We start from the raw sequence: 15,799 nt of genomic DNA, 5'->3' as shown, positions 1-15,799 counted from the left end.
CGGCTTGCACTTGGCCCGCGCCGCGCAGTATGGGGGCGCAAGCCACCATTGACCGATTTCCCCAGCCGCAGCGGAGCCAGCCCCATGACCATCACCCATCTCGTTACCCATTCGGGCGGCTTTCACGCGGATGAGCTTTTGTCCTCCGTCATTCTGACGCGGCTCTACCCGGAGGCGACGCTGGTGCGCAGCCGCGATGCCCAGTGGATCACCCCCGGCGCGGGGCGGATCATCTATGACGTGGGCCGCGACTATGACGCCGACGCGCTGATTTTCGACCACCACCAACGCCCCGGCCCGCTGCGCGAAGATGGCCAGCCCTTCAGCTCTTTCGGGCTGATCTGGCAGCATTATGGCCGCGACTATCTGCGCAGCTTTGACGTGCCCGAGGCGGATGTGGGTGATATCCACCAGAGTTTCGACCAAGGCTTCGTGTTGCCGGTCGACCTGATCGATAATGGCGCGCTTGAACCCTCGGTCGCGGGGCCGCTGGCGGGCATGACCCTGCCGGTGCTCTTGGAGACGCTAAAGCCCGTTTTCGACGAACGTGGTGAGGATGCCGACGACCGCGCCTTCATTGCCGCCCTGCCTGTCGCGCGGGCCTTTGTGGAGGCCGCGATCAAGGGCAAAGCCGCCAAACGCCGGGCCGAGGCGATGGTGATGCAGGCGATCGCGGCGGCAGGCAGCGGGCGCGTCTTGGAACTGCCCTCGGGCATGCCCTTCCGCTCGGCGGTGGAAAAGGCCGGGGCCGATCACCTGCTCTTCGTCGTGCATCCGCGCGGGGACGATTGGGCCCTGACCACGATCCGCAAAAGCGGTGATAGCTTTGAGGCCCGCGCCGATCTGCCCGAGGCTTGGGCCGGGCTAACGGATGCCGATTTGGAGGCCGCAAGCGGCGTGCCGGGGGCGAAATTCTGTCACAACGCGCGGTTCATCGCCGTGGCGGCAAGCCGCGACGCGGCGCTGCGCATGGCCGAACTGGCGGTCGCGGAGGCGGGGTAAGCCCGAGGCCCGAAAGGGCCTCGGGCGCAGTCACATATAGGCGTCGGAGGTCAGGAAAAACATCGTTTCGCTGACCTGAACCTCATGGGCAAACGTCCATGTCGGCGCGTGGCGTTGGTAGCGGTCGGAGGCCATGAGCGCGCGAAAGGCGGCTTCGGTCCCCGGCCCCCATGCGCCGTCGATGGCCCCCTTGTAATAGCCCTCGTGTTTCAGGCTGTCCTGTACCATCCGGCGCGCGCCAAGGTCGCGGCTTTGGAACAGGGCGCGCACCTCGGCAAGGGTCACCTCCGCCGATTGCGCGCAGAGCGGGCTGACGCTCAAAGACGCGGCACCGATCGCGGCGGCGGTGAAAAATCCTCTTCGCTTCATCGTAAATCCTCACAAACTATGCCGAAGCCGGAATAAAAACGCGGTGGCCTCGGCGCCCCCCTCCCCTGGGCGGCATTTTCAATGGGGCTTTGATGGAATCGAATTGCGGTTTTTTCTTGTCCGGTATTCGCTATTTAGGGGAATTTTTGGAAATAGTTCCCGTAAATGGATATGGCCGTGTAATTATCGTTGATCGTCCAGCCAGATCGACAGAAACCCTTCGGCTTGGGCGGCGGTCTCGGCTTTTTGCAGGGCATGCCTGCGGGCCTCGGCCCGGCGGTTGCGGATCAGGTCGATGCGCTTGGCCTCGGCAAAAAGCCCGTTCAGCCTGTCGTGGATCCCTGCGCTGTCGGCGCGCAGCCGCTCCGCCTCGGCTTCCTTGCGGTGGATCGTTTCCGAGACATTGCGGATGAAGGCCGAGACCACGCGCGTCGATTCCACAGCGTCGGGGTCGCCCCGGTCGTTAAGCTGTTCCATCAGGCTGTGGCGTTCGTTCTCGATCTGGGTCAGCGCGCGGTTCACCTCGGCCATCTCCAGCGCGACATTCTCCATCTCAAAGCGTTTCAGCCGTGAGAGCACGGCCAGCCCGTCGCCGCGCTTTGGCTTCACTGCTCTGCGCCCTGTGACAGAACGATGAGCCGCTCGCGCATCCGTTCCAGAACCTCGGCGTCGAGCAGCGGCAGCCCCTCCATCGGGGGGACATGGCCGATGACACCGTGACGGCGCATGGAATTGGGCAGGCGCGCTTCTGCCTCGGCGGCTGCGTCGACCTCTTCCGCGTCCTTTTCCTTGGCCGGCCCCGCCGCCAGCCCCGGCTCGGCAAGGAGCGCGATCAGTGCGATCAGGGGCAGGGGGCGCATCATACCGCAGGCAGTTCGCGCTGCGAGGCCTCCACGGCGGAGAAGTTCGGCTGTTTCGTCGTGGGAATGTTGCCCCGGCCCAATTCGATGCAGATGCTGGGCGGATGGCCCGCCACGATGGCCACGATGACATCGCGGATCACCGTATACATCGCGCCGTCTTCTTCCTCGATCTGCTCCAACCGGCCTGCGATGGGCTGCACCATGCAATAGGCAAGGAAAACCCCAAGGAAAGTGCCGACCAAGGCACCGCCGATCATCGCGCCAAGGATCTCTGGCGGCTTGTCGATCGACGACATGGTTTTGATCACCCCCAGAACCGCCGCGACGATGCCGATGGCGGGCAGGCCGTCCGCCATGCTCTGGATCGCGCGGGCCGAAACGAGCGCCTCGTGGTGGTGCTTTTTAATCTTGCGGTTCAACACGTCTTCCATCTGGAAGCGGTCGTCGAATTGCATCGACATCATGCGAAAGCTATCGGCGATGAGGTCGGTCAGGAAGTGGTCTTTCATCAGCTTGGGGTAGCGCTGAAAGATCGGGCTGGCCTCGGGGTTTTCGATATGCTCGTCCATCGCGACGATGCCCTTGGTCTTATAAAGACGTGCCAGTTCAAACATCAGCGCCAGCAGATCGTTGTAATCCGCCGCCTTCCAGCGCGGCCCCTTGATCACACGCATCACCCCGGCCAGCGATGACTTCACCACCGAGAAGGAGTTGGCGATCACGAAGGCCCCCAGAGAAGCGCCGCCGATCATCATGCCCTCGTAGGGGAGGGCGTGCAGGACGATGTCCATATTGCCCCCCGACAGCATGAAGCCGCCAAAGACCAGACCGAAGACCATTACAAGACCAAGCAAGAGTGTCATTGCTGCACACGCCTCCAAAAAGAAACTATTCTTACTTTATCCTTGAGTGAATGGGCCTATACAAGTATTATCTAGGAAAGAACTTGGGTTTCTATGATGAATAGTGGTTTTTCGGTCAAAGAAGAGTTGAAGGGTGATATCGACGCTCTGCAAGAGTCCGATGCCTTCGCCTATTTCGTCGATCCCTCCGAGCTTTCGGTGCTCGTGCCGGGCTGGCCCGAAGAGATGCGGCTGCTGCTGTGCATGGATGCCGCCGGTCTTTGCGAGTTCGTGGTCTTTCACAATGACGAAGAACATGCGGTTTTCGATCGGGTAGCGGATATCCTCGACCGTCCCGTGGGCAGCTTTGCCGTCAGCCCCGAGGTTGAGGGCCACCCCTGCCGTAGGCTGTTGTTTTCTGAGGAAAATGCGCTGTTGAAGGCCATTCAAGATAGCAAAACGCTTGAGGAAACGGCAGCGGATTATCTGATCAACTACAATTTCGCCCGCGAAGAGGGGCTGGATTTTGACGAGTTGATGCGCCAGCGGCCCGAATTGGACCAGTTTCAGCGCGTCAGCACCAACAAGATCTTTCCCATCGGCAACCGCAAGCGCCGCAAGCTGCGCTCGGGTCCGCCCGATGGCTATATGCCCTCTGCCGAGGTGCAGTCGGGGGAGTGTTTCTATGTCCGTCTTGAGATGTGGCTTGCCGGGGGGCGGATGCGAATCGCCTCCAACCCGGAGCAGCCGCTGCCCATGGTGCCGACCTTGGTGCGCGATATCGCTTTTCGGGATGATTTCGCATCGGTCTATATCCCCCGTGACACGCTGGCGGCAGAGTGGCGGCCCAAGGATGATATGGTGATCGACATCCCGGCTGAGCTCTTCCCCGCAGGGTTCAGCGACAGTTGCGCGCGGCGCGAAGTGAAGGTCGCGGTCATGCCGCGCGGCATCTTTGTCGAATTCGGCGCGCCGATCGAGGTGCCCCCGGCGCCCGAGCCTGAGTTGCTCGACCCCGCGGCATTGGCCCCGCAGCCGCCCGCGCCCCGCAAGAGCCTGTGGAAGTCCCTGCATGTGCCGCTGATCGCGGTGGCAGGGCTGGGGGTGACCGGTCTGTTCAGCACAATCATCGCCCAGACCACCGGCAATGACGTAGCCCCCGATCCGGCCCCGAAAAGCGCGATCTTCAAAACCGTCGCGCAGATGGAGCCGTGATGCATTCCGCACGATATGGCGAAAAAGTGCTTGCCAATGCTTGCGCGGGTTCCAAATACAATTCGAATCGTGATAAGAATAAACGGCGAAGAATTATTTATCTTTGCTGCGTCCCTTGCGAAGCGCTCTTTGAATGCTTCGCGAACCTTGCAGAAGGCAAGATTAACTTAACAAGGAAGTTGCTTCATGCCTAATGTACCCCCCAAGCAGAATCTGAGCGATACCGCGATTGCGACCATCGTTTCGGGGTTCGCCAGCCGCAACGACGTGACCATCGACGATATCCTGACCTTGGTCGAGCGTCTGCGCGCGACCCCCGCTGAGGCCCCCGCCACCGCATTGGCCAATATCCCCGCCGCCGCCGTGGCCCCCGTCGCGCCCAAGGCGCAGGGCATGACCGCTGCACCGGGCGAGCAGCCGATGACCGAAGACACGATCTTTTGCCTGTGCTGCGGCAAGGGGTTCAAGATGCTGAAGCGTCACCTCGGGGCCGAACATGGGCTGACCGAAGCGGAATACCGCGTGATGTTCAATCTGCCTGCCGACACGCCGCTGGTCGCGCCAAGCTATTCCAAGCGCAAGGCCGAATACGCCAAACGCGCAGGTCTGGGCAAATACAGCCGCGACAAATCGGACAACAACGCAGAGCTTTCCTGATCTGGCCCCGTGCCCGGTCTTGCGTAATCGGGAGGCCGCGTGATGGCTGACAAGAAGAACGCGATGATCATCATCAAGCGCTACGACGCGGAGGGCGGCCACGCCCACCATGGCGGCGGTTGGAAGGTGGCCTATGCGGACTTCATGACCGCGATGATGGCGTTTTTCCTGCTGCTGTGGATCCTCGCCGCCTCGGATGAGGAAAAGCTGCGCGGGCTCGCCAATTACTTTACCCCCACGGTGTCGGACGGCGGATCCTCTTCGGATGCGGCGGCGGACCTGCGCCCGTTGATGGCCGCAGGGGTGATGACCGGCGCGGTCGACAACACCGGCAATGTGCAAAAGCCGACCTTTGGCCGTGACAATCCGATGATGGTTTTCGACAGCCGCCTGCGTGACAAGCCTGCCGCCGTGGTCGTGGAATATGCCGAAGCGCCCGAGCCCGCGGCGCCCGCCGATCCCGCCACGCTCGCCGCGATCGAGGAATCCGAGCGCCGCCAGTCCGAGATCGACCGCATGGCGGAGGACATCGCCGAGCGGATCACCTCGGACAGCGCTTTGAACGATCTGGCGCGCAATGTCCGGCTGGAGAAATCGAACGGGGCGCTGACGGTTCAGGTGCTGGATCAGGATGAGCGGTCTCTCTTTGCGCGGGGCAGTGCGGACGTGACCCCCAAGACCCGCGAATTGCTGCTGGCCATCGGCGATGTGATCGCCGAGCAGAACCAGCCGGTCGAGATTGTGGGCCATACCGATGCTGCCGCCTTTGGCGCGAACAATGGCTACACGAATTGGGAGCTTTCGGCAGACCGCGCCAATGCCACGCGCCGCACGCTGATGGCCGCGGGCATCGCAGGCGCGCGCTTTATGCGGGTGTCGGGTGTGGCCGACACGCAACCGATCAACACGGTCGATCCCTTGGCCCCGGAAAACCGTCGCATCTCAATTCGCTTGGTCTATCAAGCCGAGTAGACCTTGTTTTCAAGGCTCTATCGGCCCGGTTGTGCGAGATTTCCATCCTTGGCAAAAGTGCGACATCCCTGCCGCTGATTCCCAAAAAAAATGGCACGGTCTTGTAAAATTGTTGACGGTCAAGGTCTTGCGATCTAGACCTTATGTAATAATCGAGCACCGGGCACCTAAAAAATCTTTAAAAATCGCCCGGATAAACCATGGACAGAACGTCCTGAACGAGGCGGAAATGCAGGTAAACTCACTTATAGGTGGCATCTGGAAGGGTGCCTGCCGCATGGATTCATCGGCCGATGGCCGTCATTTCAACATGCTGATCCGGGCGCTGATTCCGGTTCAAGCTTCGGTCTTCGAGATGCAGGATTGGGCCGGTCATCCGGTTGCAATGCCAGATTGCATCGAACCGATCCCGGGCATTTGCCTTGGCGATATCCTTGCCGAAGAACTCGACGCCGATGTGCCTTATGGCTCGCTCGTCGTTATTCGCAAAAGCGACAATTTCACCAATATCTCCCAAGCCGCCGGTGCGCTGGTGGGCGAAGTGCTGATCGGGATCATCGGGCGCGGCCTGTTCCCGATGATGGACGAAGACAGCGTTCTGCACGCTTTGGGGCAGGCCTACCATCACGCCGCTGAGGCGGATGAGCTGCTCAAGCTGGGGCTTGAGCCTGCGGCCTTCCGCATGGGGCTGAGCGCGGTTCTGGGGCAGTACTGGGGCCGTCCGGTCGACAGTCATTCGGTCTTTGCAGCCCCTGCCGAGGGCGCGCAGATCTCGCTCCGGGCGCTGACCGGGACAGAGACGCCCGTGACCCTCAACCAGTGGACCCTGCGGCTGAAAGCCCTCGTCGAGGCCCGCAGCGCACGCCGCGCTTTTGAAGATCAGCGCGGGAACGTGCGGATCTCCTGATCCTACAAGAGCCTTCGGAATCCCGCCGTGGATCCCAAGTTGGAGGACGTCAGATGATCGCTCAACTTCAGGCAGCACCTGCGGTGCCGAATACCGCAGGTCTCGGGCAGCCCTCGGGGAAGGGGGCTGCCGAAGGCTTTGCCGCCCTGATGCAGGGGTTGGCCGGGCAGGGGGGCGCGTCGGAGGCGCAGGGCCAAGACCTGCAAGCCGCCGCGCCAGCGGCAGCCGCTCCCGATACGCTGCCCGAGGACATCGACCTTGAGACGGCAGAGGGGCTGATGGCCCTAATGGATCACACCCTCGCGGGGTTGGAGGAGACCAGCCAGCAAATCACCCCGAAAGCCGCTCTCGCCGCATTTGCCGAAGCCTTGGGCGAAGCGCCGCCCGAAAACCTCGGTGCGCTGGAGGCGGTGGCGCAGTTGGATGATCCTAGCCTTGAAGCCGCATTGGAGGAGAGGATCGCCGGTGCCCTGCGCCTGCCCACCCCGGCCAGCCAATTGAGCATCGCCTCGGCGGCGCTGCCGGTTGTGGGGCGTATGGCCATGGGCCAGGCCCAGCAGGGGGCGCGAGTGATGGCCTCCGAAGGGGGCGCGCCGGTGTTGCAGGCCGAAGGCCCTGCCGAACAGAGCGGGTTTAAAACGGTCTTGCCGAGTGAGGGACCGGCCCCGAGAGCCGCCACCGTGGGAGCGACAGAACCGCCCCTCGCCGCGAAGGCCGAGGCCAGCACGACCGCCGCCGCCAAGGTTGACTTGAGCATTGAAGCCGCAGACCCGCGCCTCACCGCCGCCGCCGAGCGTTTCAGCGCAGCGGTTGATGCCGCCAAGGCCGCCCAGCCCGGCACAAATGCACCGGCGGCAGAAGCCGTCCTGCGCGAGGTCGCCGCTTTGACCGCGCCGCAGGCGCCGCAGAGCGAGGGGCTACGCCTCAGCCCGCCGCAGCCCACGCCGGCCCCCGCGCCGAACCCTGCCGCCGCGCCGGAAGAGCAGCTTCGCCAGCACGTCAGTCAACAGATCCGTAGCCTTGATACGGCGGACAACAAGCTGCGTTTCTCGCTCTCCCCTTACGGTATGGGCGAGATCGAGATCGAGGTCGTGCGCAGTGAGGCGGGGCGCATGCAAATCGCCATGACCACCGAGAGCGCCTCGGTCCTGAACATGCTGCGGCAAGACCGTGAGCAACTGCTGGACGCGCTGCAATCGCGCGGCATCAGCGCCGAGAATGCAGATCTCGATTTCCAGACTTTCGGCGACCGGGGCCGCAATGGCGGGCAGCAACAGGGCCCTGCGTTTACCCAGACCACAGCACAGGCCGATGACGCGCAGGGCGGTGACGCCGCGCCCTTGGCCCAGACCCCCAGCCCGCGCCTCGGCGCCGGGCAGCTAGATATCCTCACCTGAAAGGCGAGACCATGATCGACGCGACCACAGCAAGCACCCTGAGCACCGCCAACACTTCGGCGGCGGCGACCTCTTCAGCCGAGCTTCAGGAAAGCTACAACAGCTTTCTCACCCTGCTGACGGCGCAGATTTCGAACCAAGACCCGCTGAACCCGGTGGATTCGACGCAGTTCGTCTCGCAATTGGCGCAGTTGACCCAAGTGGAGCAGAGCATCGCCACCAACGCGAGCCTTGAGCAAATCTCGACCATGCTTTCCACCGTGGGTGCAATGTCGGACCTGCAATTGATCGGGCGCGACGTGTTGGTGCCCTCGACCCAAGTGCGCATGACCGAAGATGAATTCCCGCTGAGCTATCAGCTCAACGCCGGGGCGGAGGAGGTGACCGTTCGGATCTTCTCCGAAGACGGCACCCTGATCCGTGAGATGCCCGGCCCCTCCACCGCCGAAGGGGAGGTGATCGACGTGGAGTGGAACCGCCTCGATTCCGTGGGCCTGCCGGTGCCGCCCGATACCTTCCGGGTTGAGATCACGGCAACGGATGCCGAGGGCAACGATGTGGGTGTCACCCCGCTGACCCGGTCCGAGGTGACGCGGGTGAACTTCACTGCCTACGGGCCGGAGTTGGAGCTGGATAACGGGGAATCCGTGCTGTCGAACGTGGTGCGTTCGGTTCTGTAAACCTGCGCTGTGGCGCGTGTCAGAGCCGCGCCACGTCTTGTTTGTAGAGTGACACGAACATCACGTCATCGACGCCCTTATGCTCTTTGCTGATCAGATCCCGCAGCAGCCGCGACAGGGCTTCGCTGTCGATCGCCACGCCGCGCAGCACGGCGCTTTCGGCGGCTAGGTTCATCGCCTGCAAGAGCGAATCGCGCATCCGCGTCGCATCTTCCACCCGGCGGTAGCGTTCGGCCAATTCCAGTGACCCCATCTTGAGCGCGAAATCCGCGACCACATAAGAGACGCTGTTGGTCTTCTCCACCGGGATCGTCATCTGCCCAAGACGCACCACCGTGCGGTCCTTGGCCAGTTCATAACTGTCCAGCGGCGCGTGATCATCACCCTTGGCGGATTTCTCACCTTTATCGCCATGGGCGTCTTTCTCGGGCGCATGGGCGGCGTCCTTTGCCGTCTCCTTTGCGTCATAAGCGGTCTTGTCATCACTCTTTGTCCCCGCCGCTTCGGCTGGGGCAGGGGCGAGGGCCAGACCGGCGCCATAGCCTGCACCCATGCAAAGCAAGGGGAGTGCTACGAATGCGATTGCTGCCTTTTTCATGTTCGACCTTTCCTGAGCTTTCGTCAGGTTTAACGGTCGATTGCGACGGCAATGGTCTCACTTTGTGACCAAGTCAGGAATTAATAGGGCAGGATCACATCCATCGCGTCTTCGCCGTAGCTGCGCTCTTGCGCGCGCGACAGCGTGCCTCTGCCGCCATAGGCGATGCGGGCCTCGGCGATCTTGTCGTAAGAAATGGTGTTGTCATCGCGGATGTCGGCAGGGCGCACGATCCCGGCCATGCGCAGCTCGCGCAGCTCTTGGTTAACCAATATTTCTTGGCGTCCCGCGACGACGAGCGTGCCGTTTGGCAGTTTGTCGATCACCAATGCGGCGACTTTGAGTTCGATCCGTTCATTGCGCGAAATGGCGCCCGACCCGCTGGCCTCCGAGGCCGATCCGACCTCGACGATATCGCCGCTCGGCAGATCGGCGGCGCTGATTCCGGGCAGAATTGCGGCAATTTTCGCGCCATAGCCAAAGAATGTCGGGAATCCGACCGAGCTTGCCCCCTCGCGCTCTCGGTCGGTCGAATTGCGCAGTTGCGCCCGGTCGTCGATGGAGATCACGACCGTGACGATATCGCCGATGTCATCGGCGCGCTGGTCGGAAAACAGCGGCTGGCTGCGCGCGGTAAAGAGCGAGGCTTTGGCACTGCCGCGCCGGGGCGGCTCCATCGCGACGGCGGGCATCGGCACCTGAACGCGGGCGACTTCGGGGATGGCTTGGCCATCCACCACAATTGGCGAGGGCTGCGGATCACGGTCGAAATGATCGGCGGTATCGCAGGCGGACAGGGCAAGGGCGGCGCCGAACATCAAGGCAGAGGGGCGCGCGAAAGCGGTGGTCATCGAATGATCTCCACGGTCCCTTCGCCGGTGGCGATGCCGGTGACCGTTTTGTTGCTGACAAGGTTCACGATACGGATTTCCTGCCCCTCATGTGCGTCATCAAGCGCGCGCCCGGGTGAGGAGAGGGCCAGAAGCCCGTCGCTGAAATAGATCTCCACCCTCTCGCCCCGGTTGATGACCAGCGGCTGAATGATGGACTGCGTCTGAATGGGTCGCCCCGGCGTCAGCACGCGGCGCACCTGTTTGCCGACAACCTCTTCCAGATCGGTCATCACATAGGCGCCGATCCGGCCCACGGGCAGGCGCATGACGGTCAGGTCGTCTTCCATGATGATGTCATCGGGCAGCAGGCGGGTGATGGGGACAGGGACCGGCATGGTGACAAGGGCGTAGCCCGCGATGCGCTGCACCTCGCCCGTCTCAAGCACCGCATTGGCCAGAAACTTGCCGCTGCGCGGGTCCATCCAGAACTCGGCCAGCGTCAGTACCTCTTCGGCGGGGGCGTCCTTGACCGTGATCTCGAAGGCACCCTCTTGCGGCAGGCTGTCGGCGTAGTCCACCCGCGCGCGTTCTTCGACCAACACGCCGATGGGGGCCGGCAGGGCAGGGCCCGTCAGCACCATCAAGCCGAGGAAGAGGGCGGCAAGCCGTCGCATTAGCGGATTTGGTTCGCAGCCGAGAGCATCTGGTCTGCGGTCTCGATGGATTTGGAGTTCATCTCATAGGCGCGCTGCGCCGAGATCAGATCGGTGATCTGCTGGATGACATTCACGTTGGACGCCTCAAGATAGCCCTGACGGATCATCCCCGCGCCCGGGTCGCCCGGGTTCACCACCTGCGCCTCGCCCGAAGCTTCGGTCGCCAGCAGGAAGTTGTTGCCCACCGGACGCATCCCCGGCTCGTTAACGAAGGTGGTCAGGTTGAACTGGCCCAGTTCCACCGGCACGGGATCGTTTTCGACATAGGCCATGACGACGCCCTGTTCGTTGATTTCGACCGCCGTGGTGTTCTCGGGCACGACCATGCCGGGCTCGACGCGGTAGCCCTGCATCGTCACGATCTCACCCTCGGGGGAGAGTTGGAATGACCCGTCGCGCGTATAGGCGGTGCCGCCATCGGGCAGCGTGACCGAGAAATAGCCCCGCCCGTCAATGGCGACGTTAAGCTGGTTTTCCGTGGCCACCATGCCGCCTTGGGTGTTCAGCCGCACGGTGCCGGCGGTCTGCACGCCCATGCCGATGTCGATGCCCACGGGGCGGGTCGATCCTGCCTCGGAAGTGACGGCGCCTTCGCGCTGCATGGATTGATAGATCAGATCTTGAAAGGCGGCGCGGCTGGCCTTGAACCCGGTGGTATTCGCGTTGGCGATGTTGTTCGAGATCACATCGACGTTGGTCTGCTGCGCCATCATGCCGGTCGCGGCGATGCTGAGTGCCTTCATTGTCTCGTTCCTTCCGTTCTACGGATGCCGGGTCAGACCGCCTGCGCGATCCGTTTGAGCGAGTCGCGGCGCAGGTCGTCCGCATTGCCCATCATGGTATTGGTGCGCTCATAAGCGCGCTGCACGTCGATCAGCCGCGTCATCTCACGCACCGGGTTCACGTTGCTAAGCTCCAGCGTGCCTTGGCGCACCTGCACGGCTTCGGCCACGCCCGGTTTGGCGGCCCCCTCAGGTGCGACAAGCATGCCGCCACCAAGCCGTTTGTAGCTTTGAATCTCGGGGATATCGAAGACGCCGATCCGGCCCAGCGGGCCGGTCTCACTGCCCGAAATGGTGCCATCTTCGGAAATGTTGATATCGCCCATGCCCGCAGGGGGCAGTTGGATCGGCGCGCCGCCCGCGTCGAGCACTTTGGCCCCCGACAGCAGCGTCAGATTGCCCTCAGGGTCGATCGCAAAGCTGCCATCGCGGCCAAAGGCCTGCTGCCCGTCGGCGGTTTGATAGCTGAACCACCCCTCACCATGCAGGGCCACGTCCAGCGGGTTGCCGGTCTGCGACAGCGCGCCGGGGCGGGTGTCGATGTAGGAGCCGGTATCGCTCACGAAAGCCGCCTGATCGTCGCCAAGCGCGGTGTTGTCCTGCAACAGCGCCTCGAACACCACATGTTCGCCCTTGTAGCCCGCAGTGCTGGCGTTGGCGATATTGTTGGCGGTGATGTCCAGTTGGCGCTGGAGGGAAGTCGCCAGCGACATGCTGATATGGCTGGTTTCCGTCATAACGGGCCTCAGTTTGGGCAAGGATGGCGTGACATTATGAAGATCAGTGTGAAATAAAGAATGGATCTTTACAAGAATAAAGTGCATCTATTCATATAATGAAGCATCTGCACAACATTGTTCTTGGCCTGTCTTTGCTCTTGGCTCCGCCCGCGACGGCGGATGAGGGTGCTGTCTTTGCGCCTTTGTCTTTGGCCGAGCAGGGCGGGCAGGATTTTCTAACCGCGCGCGAAGGATTGATGACGCGGCTGGCAGAAGTCTCCGCGCCGGAGGATCCTGCGCGGACCGAGGTGTTGCTGGGGCTGGCGGAATTGCACCTTGCTTGGATGATGCGCCCCGAGGTGGCGGGCTTCCTGGAAGCGCTCGACGCCGAAACCCTCACCGGCGACGCGGCGCGGCGGCACCGGACCCTGAGCCTCGCGCTCGCTCTGCTCGGCGGGGGCGCCGGTGGCGATCTGGGGCAGGCGGTGTCATGGTCCGTCGGCTGGGGGCAGGGGCAGGCCCTGCGCGCAGCGGCCTTTGCCCGGCTTGGCGCGGTGGAGGAGGCGGCCCGCTTGATGCCGCGCACCTTGGAAAGCCTCGCCGACCTGTCGCCAGCCATTCAAGCCGCCGTTTTGCCCGATCTGCTCGAAGCGGCGCTGGAGGCCGAGGATTGGGAGGTGGCGCAGGCATTGGCCGCGCAATTCCCCGACCATGCCGAGCTGCGCGATGGCCCCGCCTATCGCTACCTTCTGGCCCGCGCCTCCGAAGTGTCGGGCGATCTTTTGATGGCTTTCGAAGGCTATGTCCAAGCCGCACAGGGCCGCGATGCCTATGCGCAACGGGCGCGACTGGCCTTGGTCCGGATGGGGCGCGAGACCGAGACCCTGCCGGGACAAGACGCGCTGTCGCTATTGAAAACCGCGCGCTGGATGTGGAGCGGGGATGCCCTCGGGCGCGAAGGCGCGCGGCTTTTGGCAGAGGTCGCCGCAGAGCAGGGCGACACCGATACCGCGCTGTGGGCGCTGCATAATTTGCTGCGCACCGCCCCTGAAGAGGAGGCCGGGGGGCTACGCGTGCAGGCACGGGCGATCTACGGTGCCTTCTATGCCGCAGGGGCGGCGGGGGAGATCGACCTTGGGCCATTCCTTGAAGGGCACACCCGTGTCAGCGCCCGCTGGCGTTTCGATCCGGGTTTTGTCGGCCATGCCATGGCCGTGCCGCAACGCCTGCTGGATACCGGGATGACCGCCCTTGCCGCGCGGGAGTATCGCGCCCTGCGCGAAATGGCCCAGACCTTGGAGCGGGGCGGGGCGACTGCCCCCGATGCCAGTCTTATGGCCCGCTTGCGGCGCGGTGAGGCCCGCGCGCTTTTGGCAGGTGGGCAGGCGGATGCGGCAGTGGACCTGCTCAGCGGCTATGCCGACGATCAGGGCGCCGAGGCCGAAGCGCTTTTGGTCGAAGCCTTGGCGCAGGCGGGCCGGTCGGATGAACTCGCCGCCCTGCGCCTGCGCGCCCAAGACATGGACCTGCGCCGCAGCCGCGCCGTGGCCCTCTACGAGACCGGCAAATGGGGCGCTGCACGGCAGGCCTATCTTGAGATGTGGGAGGCGCACCCCCAGCAATTTGCCTTTGCCGATGCCACGCGCCTGACCCTTGCTGCCTATCAGGCGGGCGACAGTGCCACGGTCTCAAGGGCCGCCACGGCCTTTCCTGCGCTGGCCGACCTGCCCGGCTGGGCCGAGATCGCCACAGGGCTGGGCGCGCGCCCTGCCGAAGAGGGGCAGCTGGGGTCAGACGTGATGCGGCTGAGCATGGAGAGCGCGGACCGTATCCTAGATGCCGTGACCAAAGTGACGGACGTCAAGGAAAGTCAGTGACATAAATATCAAATACAAATTTTATTCTTGCTTTAGTCATGAAGAATCGGCTTTCTCATGTATAAGTCAAGAATAACAAGAACGAGCAGGATCAAGTCATGAGCATTACAAGCGCCCTTCAGATCGGGGTTAGCGGGTTGCAGGCCAACTCCTCCCGCGTCCAGAATATCTCTAGCAATATCGCCAACGCCAATACCGTGGGCTACCGGCGGACCTTCTCGGAATTCGTGACACAGAACACCGGGTCGACCCAGGCGGGGGTGCTGACGGATGTGCGCGCCGATATCTCGGCCAATGGCAATATCATGGGCACGGGGCGCTCGACCGACTTGGCGGTGCAGGGTGACGGCTTCTTCGTTGTCTCGCGCAACCCCAACGATCCTGTCGAATCCAACTACTACCTGACCCGCGCCGGTTCCTTCACCCCGGATCAGGACGGCAACCTGCGCAACTCGGCGGGCTATTTCCTCTCGGGCTTTCCGACGGATGCCAGTGGCGCCACGGGCAGCGTCAGCAGCACCAGTTACAACGACCTCAGCACCGTCAATGTGGCGAGCTATCAGGTGCAGGGGACGCCCAGCACCCGCGTTGGCGTTTCGGGCAATGTCCCCGCGCAGGAGACCGGCGCTGGCACCACCGGCACGGCCTTTGAATCCACCCTGCGCTATGTGAACCAATTGGGCGGCAGCGATGCGCTGAACCTGTCTTGGACACCGGGGGCCACGGCCAACGAATGGACTGTCAGCATCAGCGATGAAGCGGGCAACAGCTACGGTGATGCGACGGTGAATTTCACCGACAGCGGCGTCAACGCGGGCAGCCCGGCGAGCTACACGCCCGGCAGCCTGCCGATTGATCCCGCGACCGGTGTGGTGACCCTGCAAATCAACAACGGCGGCACCCCACAACCGCTTGAGATCGACTTCGGCGCGCCCGGCACCTTTGAGGGGATGACCCAATTCTCGGGCGACTACACACCCCCGGCCTTTTCGGATGACGGCACCGAGACCGGCAGCCTCGAGCGGGCCGAGATGAGCGACAGCGGCATCCTTTACGGCGTCTTCGACAACGGCCAGCGCCGCGCGCTGTTCCAAGTGCCGCTTGCCAATGTCGCCAACCCTGACCAGATGCGCTCGGTCGACGGCAACGCCTATGTCGCGACCCGCGATTCCGGTGCGGTGAGCATCGGCAACCCGATTTTGAACGGTCTCGGCAGCATCAACAGCGGGGCGCTCGAAAGCTCCAATGTGGATATCGCGGAAGAGCTGACCGACCTGATCCAGACGCAGCGGGCCTATTCCTCAAGCGCCAAGATCATCACCACCAGCGATGAGATGCTGAGTGAAACGCTAAGCATCAAGCGCTAACCC

At 63.1% G+C, this 15,799-nt stretch carries 18 protein-coding genes; 9 read left to right on the top strand and 9 right to left on the bottom strand.

Translation table 11 applies throughout. The features are described from left to right. Nucleotides 1–84: 84 nt before the first annotated feature. Nucleotides 85–1,002, top strand: a complete 918-nt coding sequence (locus ACGYLA_RS11895; RefSeq protein WP_394432644.1) for an MYG1 family protein — start codon at nt 85–87, stop codon at nt 1,000–1,002. A 30-nt stretch (nt 1,003–1,032) separates the two neighbouring features. Here the strand turns inward: ACGYLA_RS11895 and ACGYLA_RS11890 are convergent, their stop codons facing one another. The 4 genes from ACGYLA_RS11890 to motA form a co-directional block, all read right to left on the bottom strand. Further along, nucleotides 1,033–1,371 carry a peptidoglycan-binding protein gene (locus tag ACGYLA_RS11890; protein WP_067262423.1) on the bottom strand — a complete coding sequence of 113 codons (339 nt, stop codon included), beginning with the start codon at nt 1,369–1,371 and terminating at the stop codon, nt 1,033–1,035. A gap of 183 nt (nt 1,372–1,554) precedes the next feature. Beyond that, the gene (locus ACGYLA_RS11885; RefSeq protein ID WP_394432642.1) at nt 1,555–1,980 is read right to left on the bottom strand and encodes a hypothetical protein; all 426 of its coding nucleotides are present in this window, start codon (nt 1,978–1,980) and stop codon (nt 1,555–1,557) included. Then, nucleotides 1,977–2,234 carry a hypothetical protein gene (locus tag ACGYLA_RS11880; protein WP_394432640.1) on the bottom strand — a complete coding sequence of 86 codons (258 nt, stop codon included), beginning with the start codon at nt 2,232–2,234 and terminating at the stop codon, nt 1,977–1,979. Before ACGYLA_RS11880 ends, ACGYLA_RS11885 begins: the two co-directional genes overlap by 4 nt. Continuing rightward, nucleotides 2,231–3,097, bottom strand: coding sequence for a flagellar motor stator protein MotA (gene motA / locus ACGYLA_RS11875; RefSeq protein WP_067262415.1), 867 nt, complete (start codon nt 3,095–3,097; stop codon nt 2,231–2,233). The genes ACGYLA_RS11880 and motA overlap by 4 nt, the downstream gene beginning before the upstream one ends. Before the next feature lie 93 nt (nt 3,098–3,190). Here motA and ACGYLA_RS11870 point away from each other — a divergent pair, with 93 nt between their 5' ends. From ACGYLA_RS11870 to ACGYLA_RS11845, 6 genes are all read left to right on the top strand, one after another. Beyond that, complete coding sequence (locus ACGYLA_RS11870; RefSeq protein ID WP_394432638.1) at nt 3,191–4,291, top strand: hypothetical protein; 1,101 nt, start codon at nt 3,191–3,193, stop codon at nt 4,289–4,291. A 186-nt stretch (nt 4,292–4,477) separates the two neighbouring features. Continuing rightward, nucleotides 4,478–4,948, top strand: coding sequence for a MucR family transcriptional regulator (locus tag ACGYLA_RS11865; protein ID WP_394432636.1), 471 nt, complete (start codon nt 4,478–4,480; stop codon nt 4,946–4,948). Between the two features lie 42 nt (nt 4,949–4,990). Further along, on the top strand, nt 4,991–5,920 hold the full coding sequence (locus ACGYLA_RS11860; protein WP_394432634.1) for a flagellar motor protein MotB: 930 nt from the start codon (nt 4,991–4,993) through the stop codon (nt 5,918–5,920). A 277-nt stretch (nt 5,921–6,197) separates the two neighbouring features. Beyond that, complete coding sequence (locus ACGYLA_RS11855; RefSeq protein ID WP_209217519.1) at nt 6,198–6,827, top strand: hypothetical protein; 630 nt, start codon at nt 6,198–6,200, stop codon at nt 6,825–6,827. Between the two features lie 53 nt (nt 6,828–6,880). Further along, a complete protein-coding gene (locus ACGYLA_RS11850; protein WP_394432632.1) occupies nt 6,881–8,224 on the top strand; it encodes a flagellar hook-length control protein FliK in 1,344 nt (447 codons plus the stop codon). An 11-nt stretch (nt 8,225–8,235) separates the two neighbouring features. Next, the gene (locus ACGYLA_RS11845; RefSeq protein ID WP_067262400.1) at nt 8,236–8,904 is read left to right on the top strand and encodes a flagellar hook assembly protein FlgD; all 669 of its coding nucleotides are present in this window, start codon (nt 8,236–8,238) and stop codon (nt 8,902–8,904) included. A gap of 19 nt (nt 8,905–8,923) precedes the next feature. Here ACGYLA_RS11845 and ACGYLA_RS11840 read toward each other — a convergent pair whose 3' ends face one another. The 5 genes from ACGYLA_RS11840 to flgF all read right to left on the bottom strand — a co-directional run bounded on the left by ACGYLA_RS11840 (nt 8,924) and on the right by flgF (nt 12,570). After that, entirely contained in the window at nt 8,924–9,502 is a 579-nt protein-coding gene (locus ACGYLA_RS11840; RefSeq protein ID WP_394432630.1) for a hypothetical protein, read from the bottom strand. 80 nt (nt 9,503–9,582) lie between these two features. Next, nucleotides 9,583–10,353 carry a flagellar basal body L-ring protein FlgH gene (locus ACGYLA_RS11835; RefSeq protein WP_394432628.1) on the bottom strand — a complete coding sequence of 257 codons (771 nt, stop codon included), beginning with the start codon at nt 10,351–10,353 and terminating at the stop codon, nt 9,583–9,585. Next, the gene (flgA, locus tag ACGYLA_RS11830; protein WP_394432626.1) at nt 10,350–11,009 is read right to left on the bottom strand and encodes a flagellar basal body P-ring formation chaperone FlgA; all 660 of its coding nucleotides are present in this window, start codon (nt 11,007–11,009) and stop codon (nt 10,350–10,352) included. Before flgA ends, ACGYLA_RS11835 begins: the two co-directional genes overlap by 4 nt. Next, nucleotides 11,009–11,794 (bottom strand): flagellar basal-body rod protein FlgG, encoded by a 786-nt coding sequence (gene flgG, locus ACGYLA_RS11825; RefSeq protein ID WP_067262392.1) that lies wholly within the window; start codon nt 11,792–11,794, stop codon nt 11,009–11,011. The genes flgA and flgG overlap by 1 nt, the downstream gene beginning before the upstream one ends. 32 nt (nt 11,795–11,826) lie before the next feature. Then, nucleotides 11,827–12,570, bottom strand: coding sequence for a flagellar basal-body rod protein FlgF (gene flgF, locus ACGYLA_RS11820; protein WP_067262389.1), 744 nt, complete (start codon nt 12,568–12,570; stop codon nt 11,827–11,829). 98 nt (nt 12,571–12,668) lie between these two features. Between flgF and ACGYLA_RS11815 the strand changes: the two genes are divergently transcribed. Then, nucleotides 12,669–14,429 carry a hypothetical protein gene (locus ACGYLA_RS11815; RefSeq protein WP_394432623.1) on the top strand — a complete coding sequence of 587 codons (1,761 nt, stop codon included), beginning with the start codon at nt 12,669–12,671 and terminating at the stop codon, nt 14,427–14,429. A gap of 98 nt (nt 14,430–14,527) precedes the next feature. Then, complete coding sequence (locus ACGYLA_RS11810; protein ID WP_394432621.1) at nt 14,528–15,796, top strand: flagellar hook protein FlgE; 1,269 nt, start codon at nt 14,528–14,530, stop codon at nt 15,794–15,796. Nucleotides 15,797–15,799: the final 3 nt, after the last annotated feature.

The sequence above is a fragment of the Sulfitobacter sp. 1A13679 genome, assembly GCF_043557115.1.
Classification (GTDB): Bacteria; Pseudomonadota; Alphaproteobacteria; order Rhodobacterales; family Rhodobacteraceae; genus Sulfitobacter; species Sulfitobacter faviae.
The sequence above is the reverse complement of the archived record's forward strand: the minus strand, read 5'-3'. Positions and strand labels throughout refer to the sequence as shown.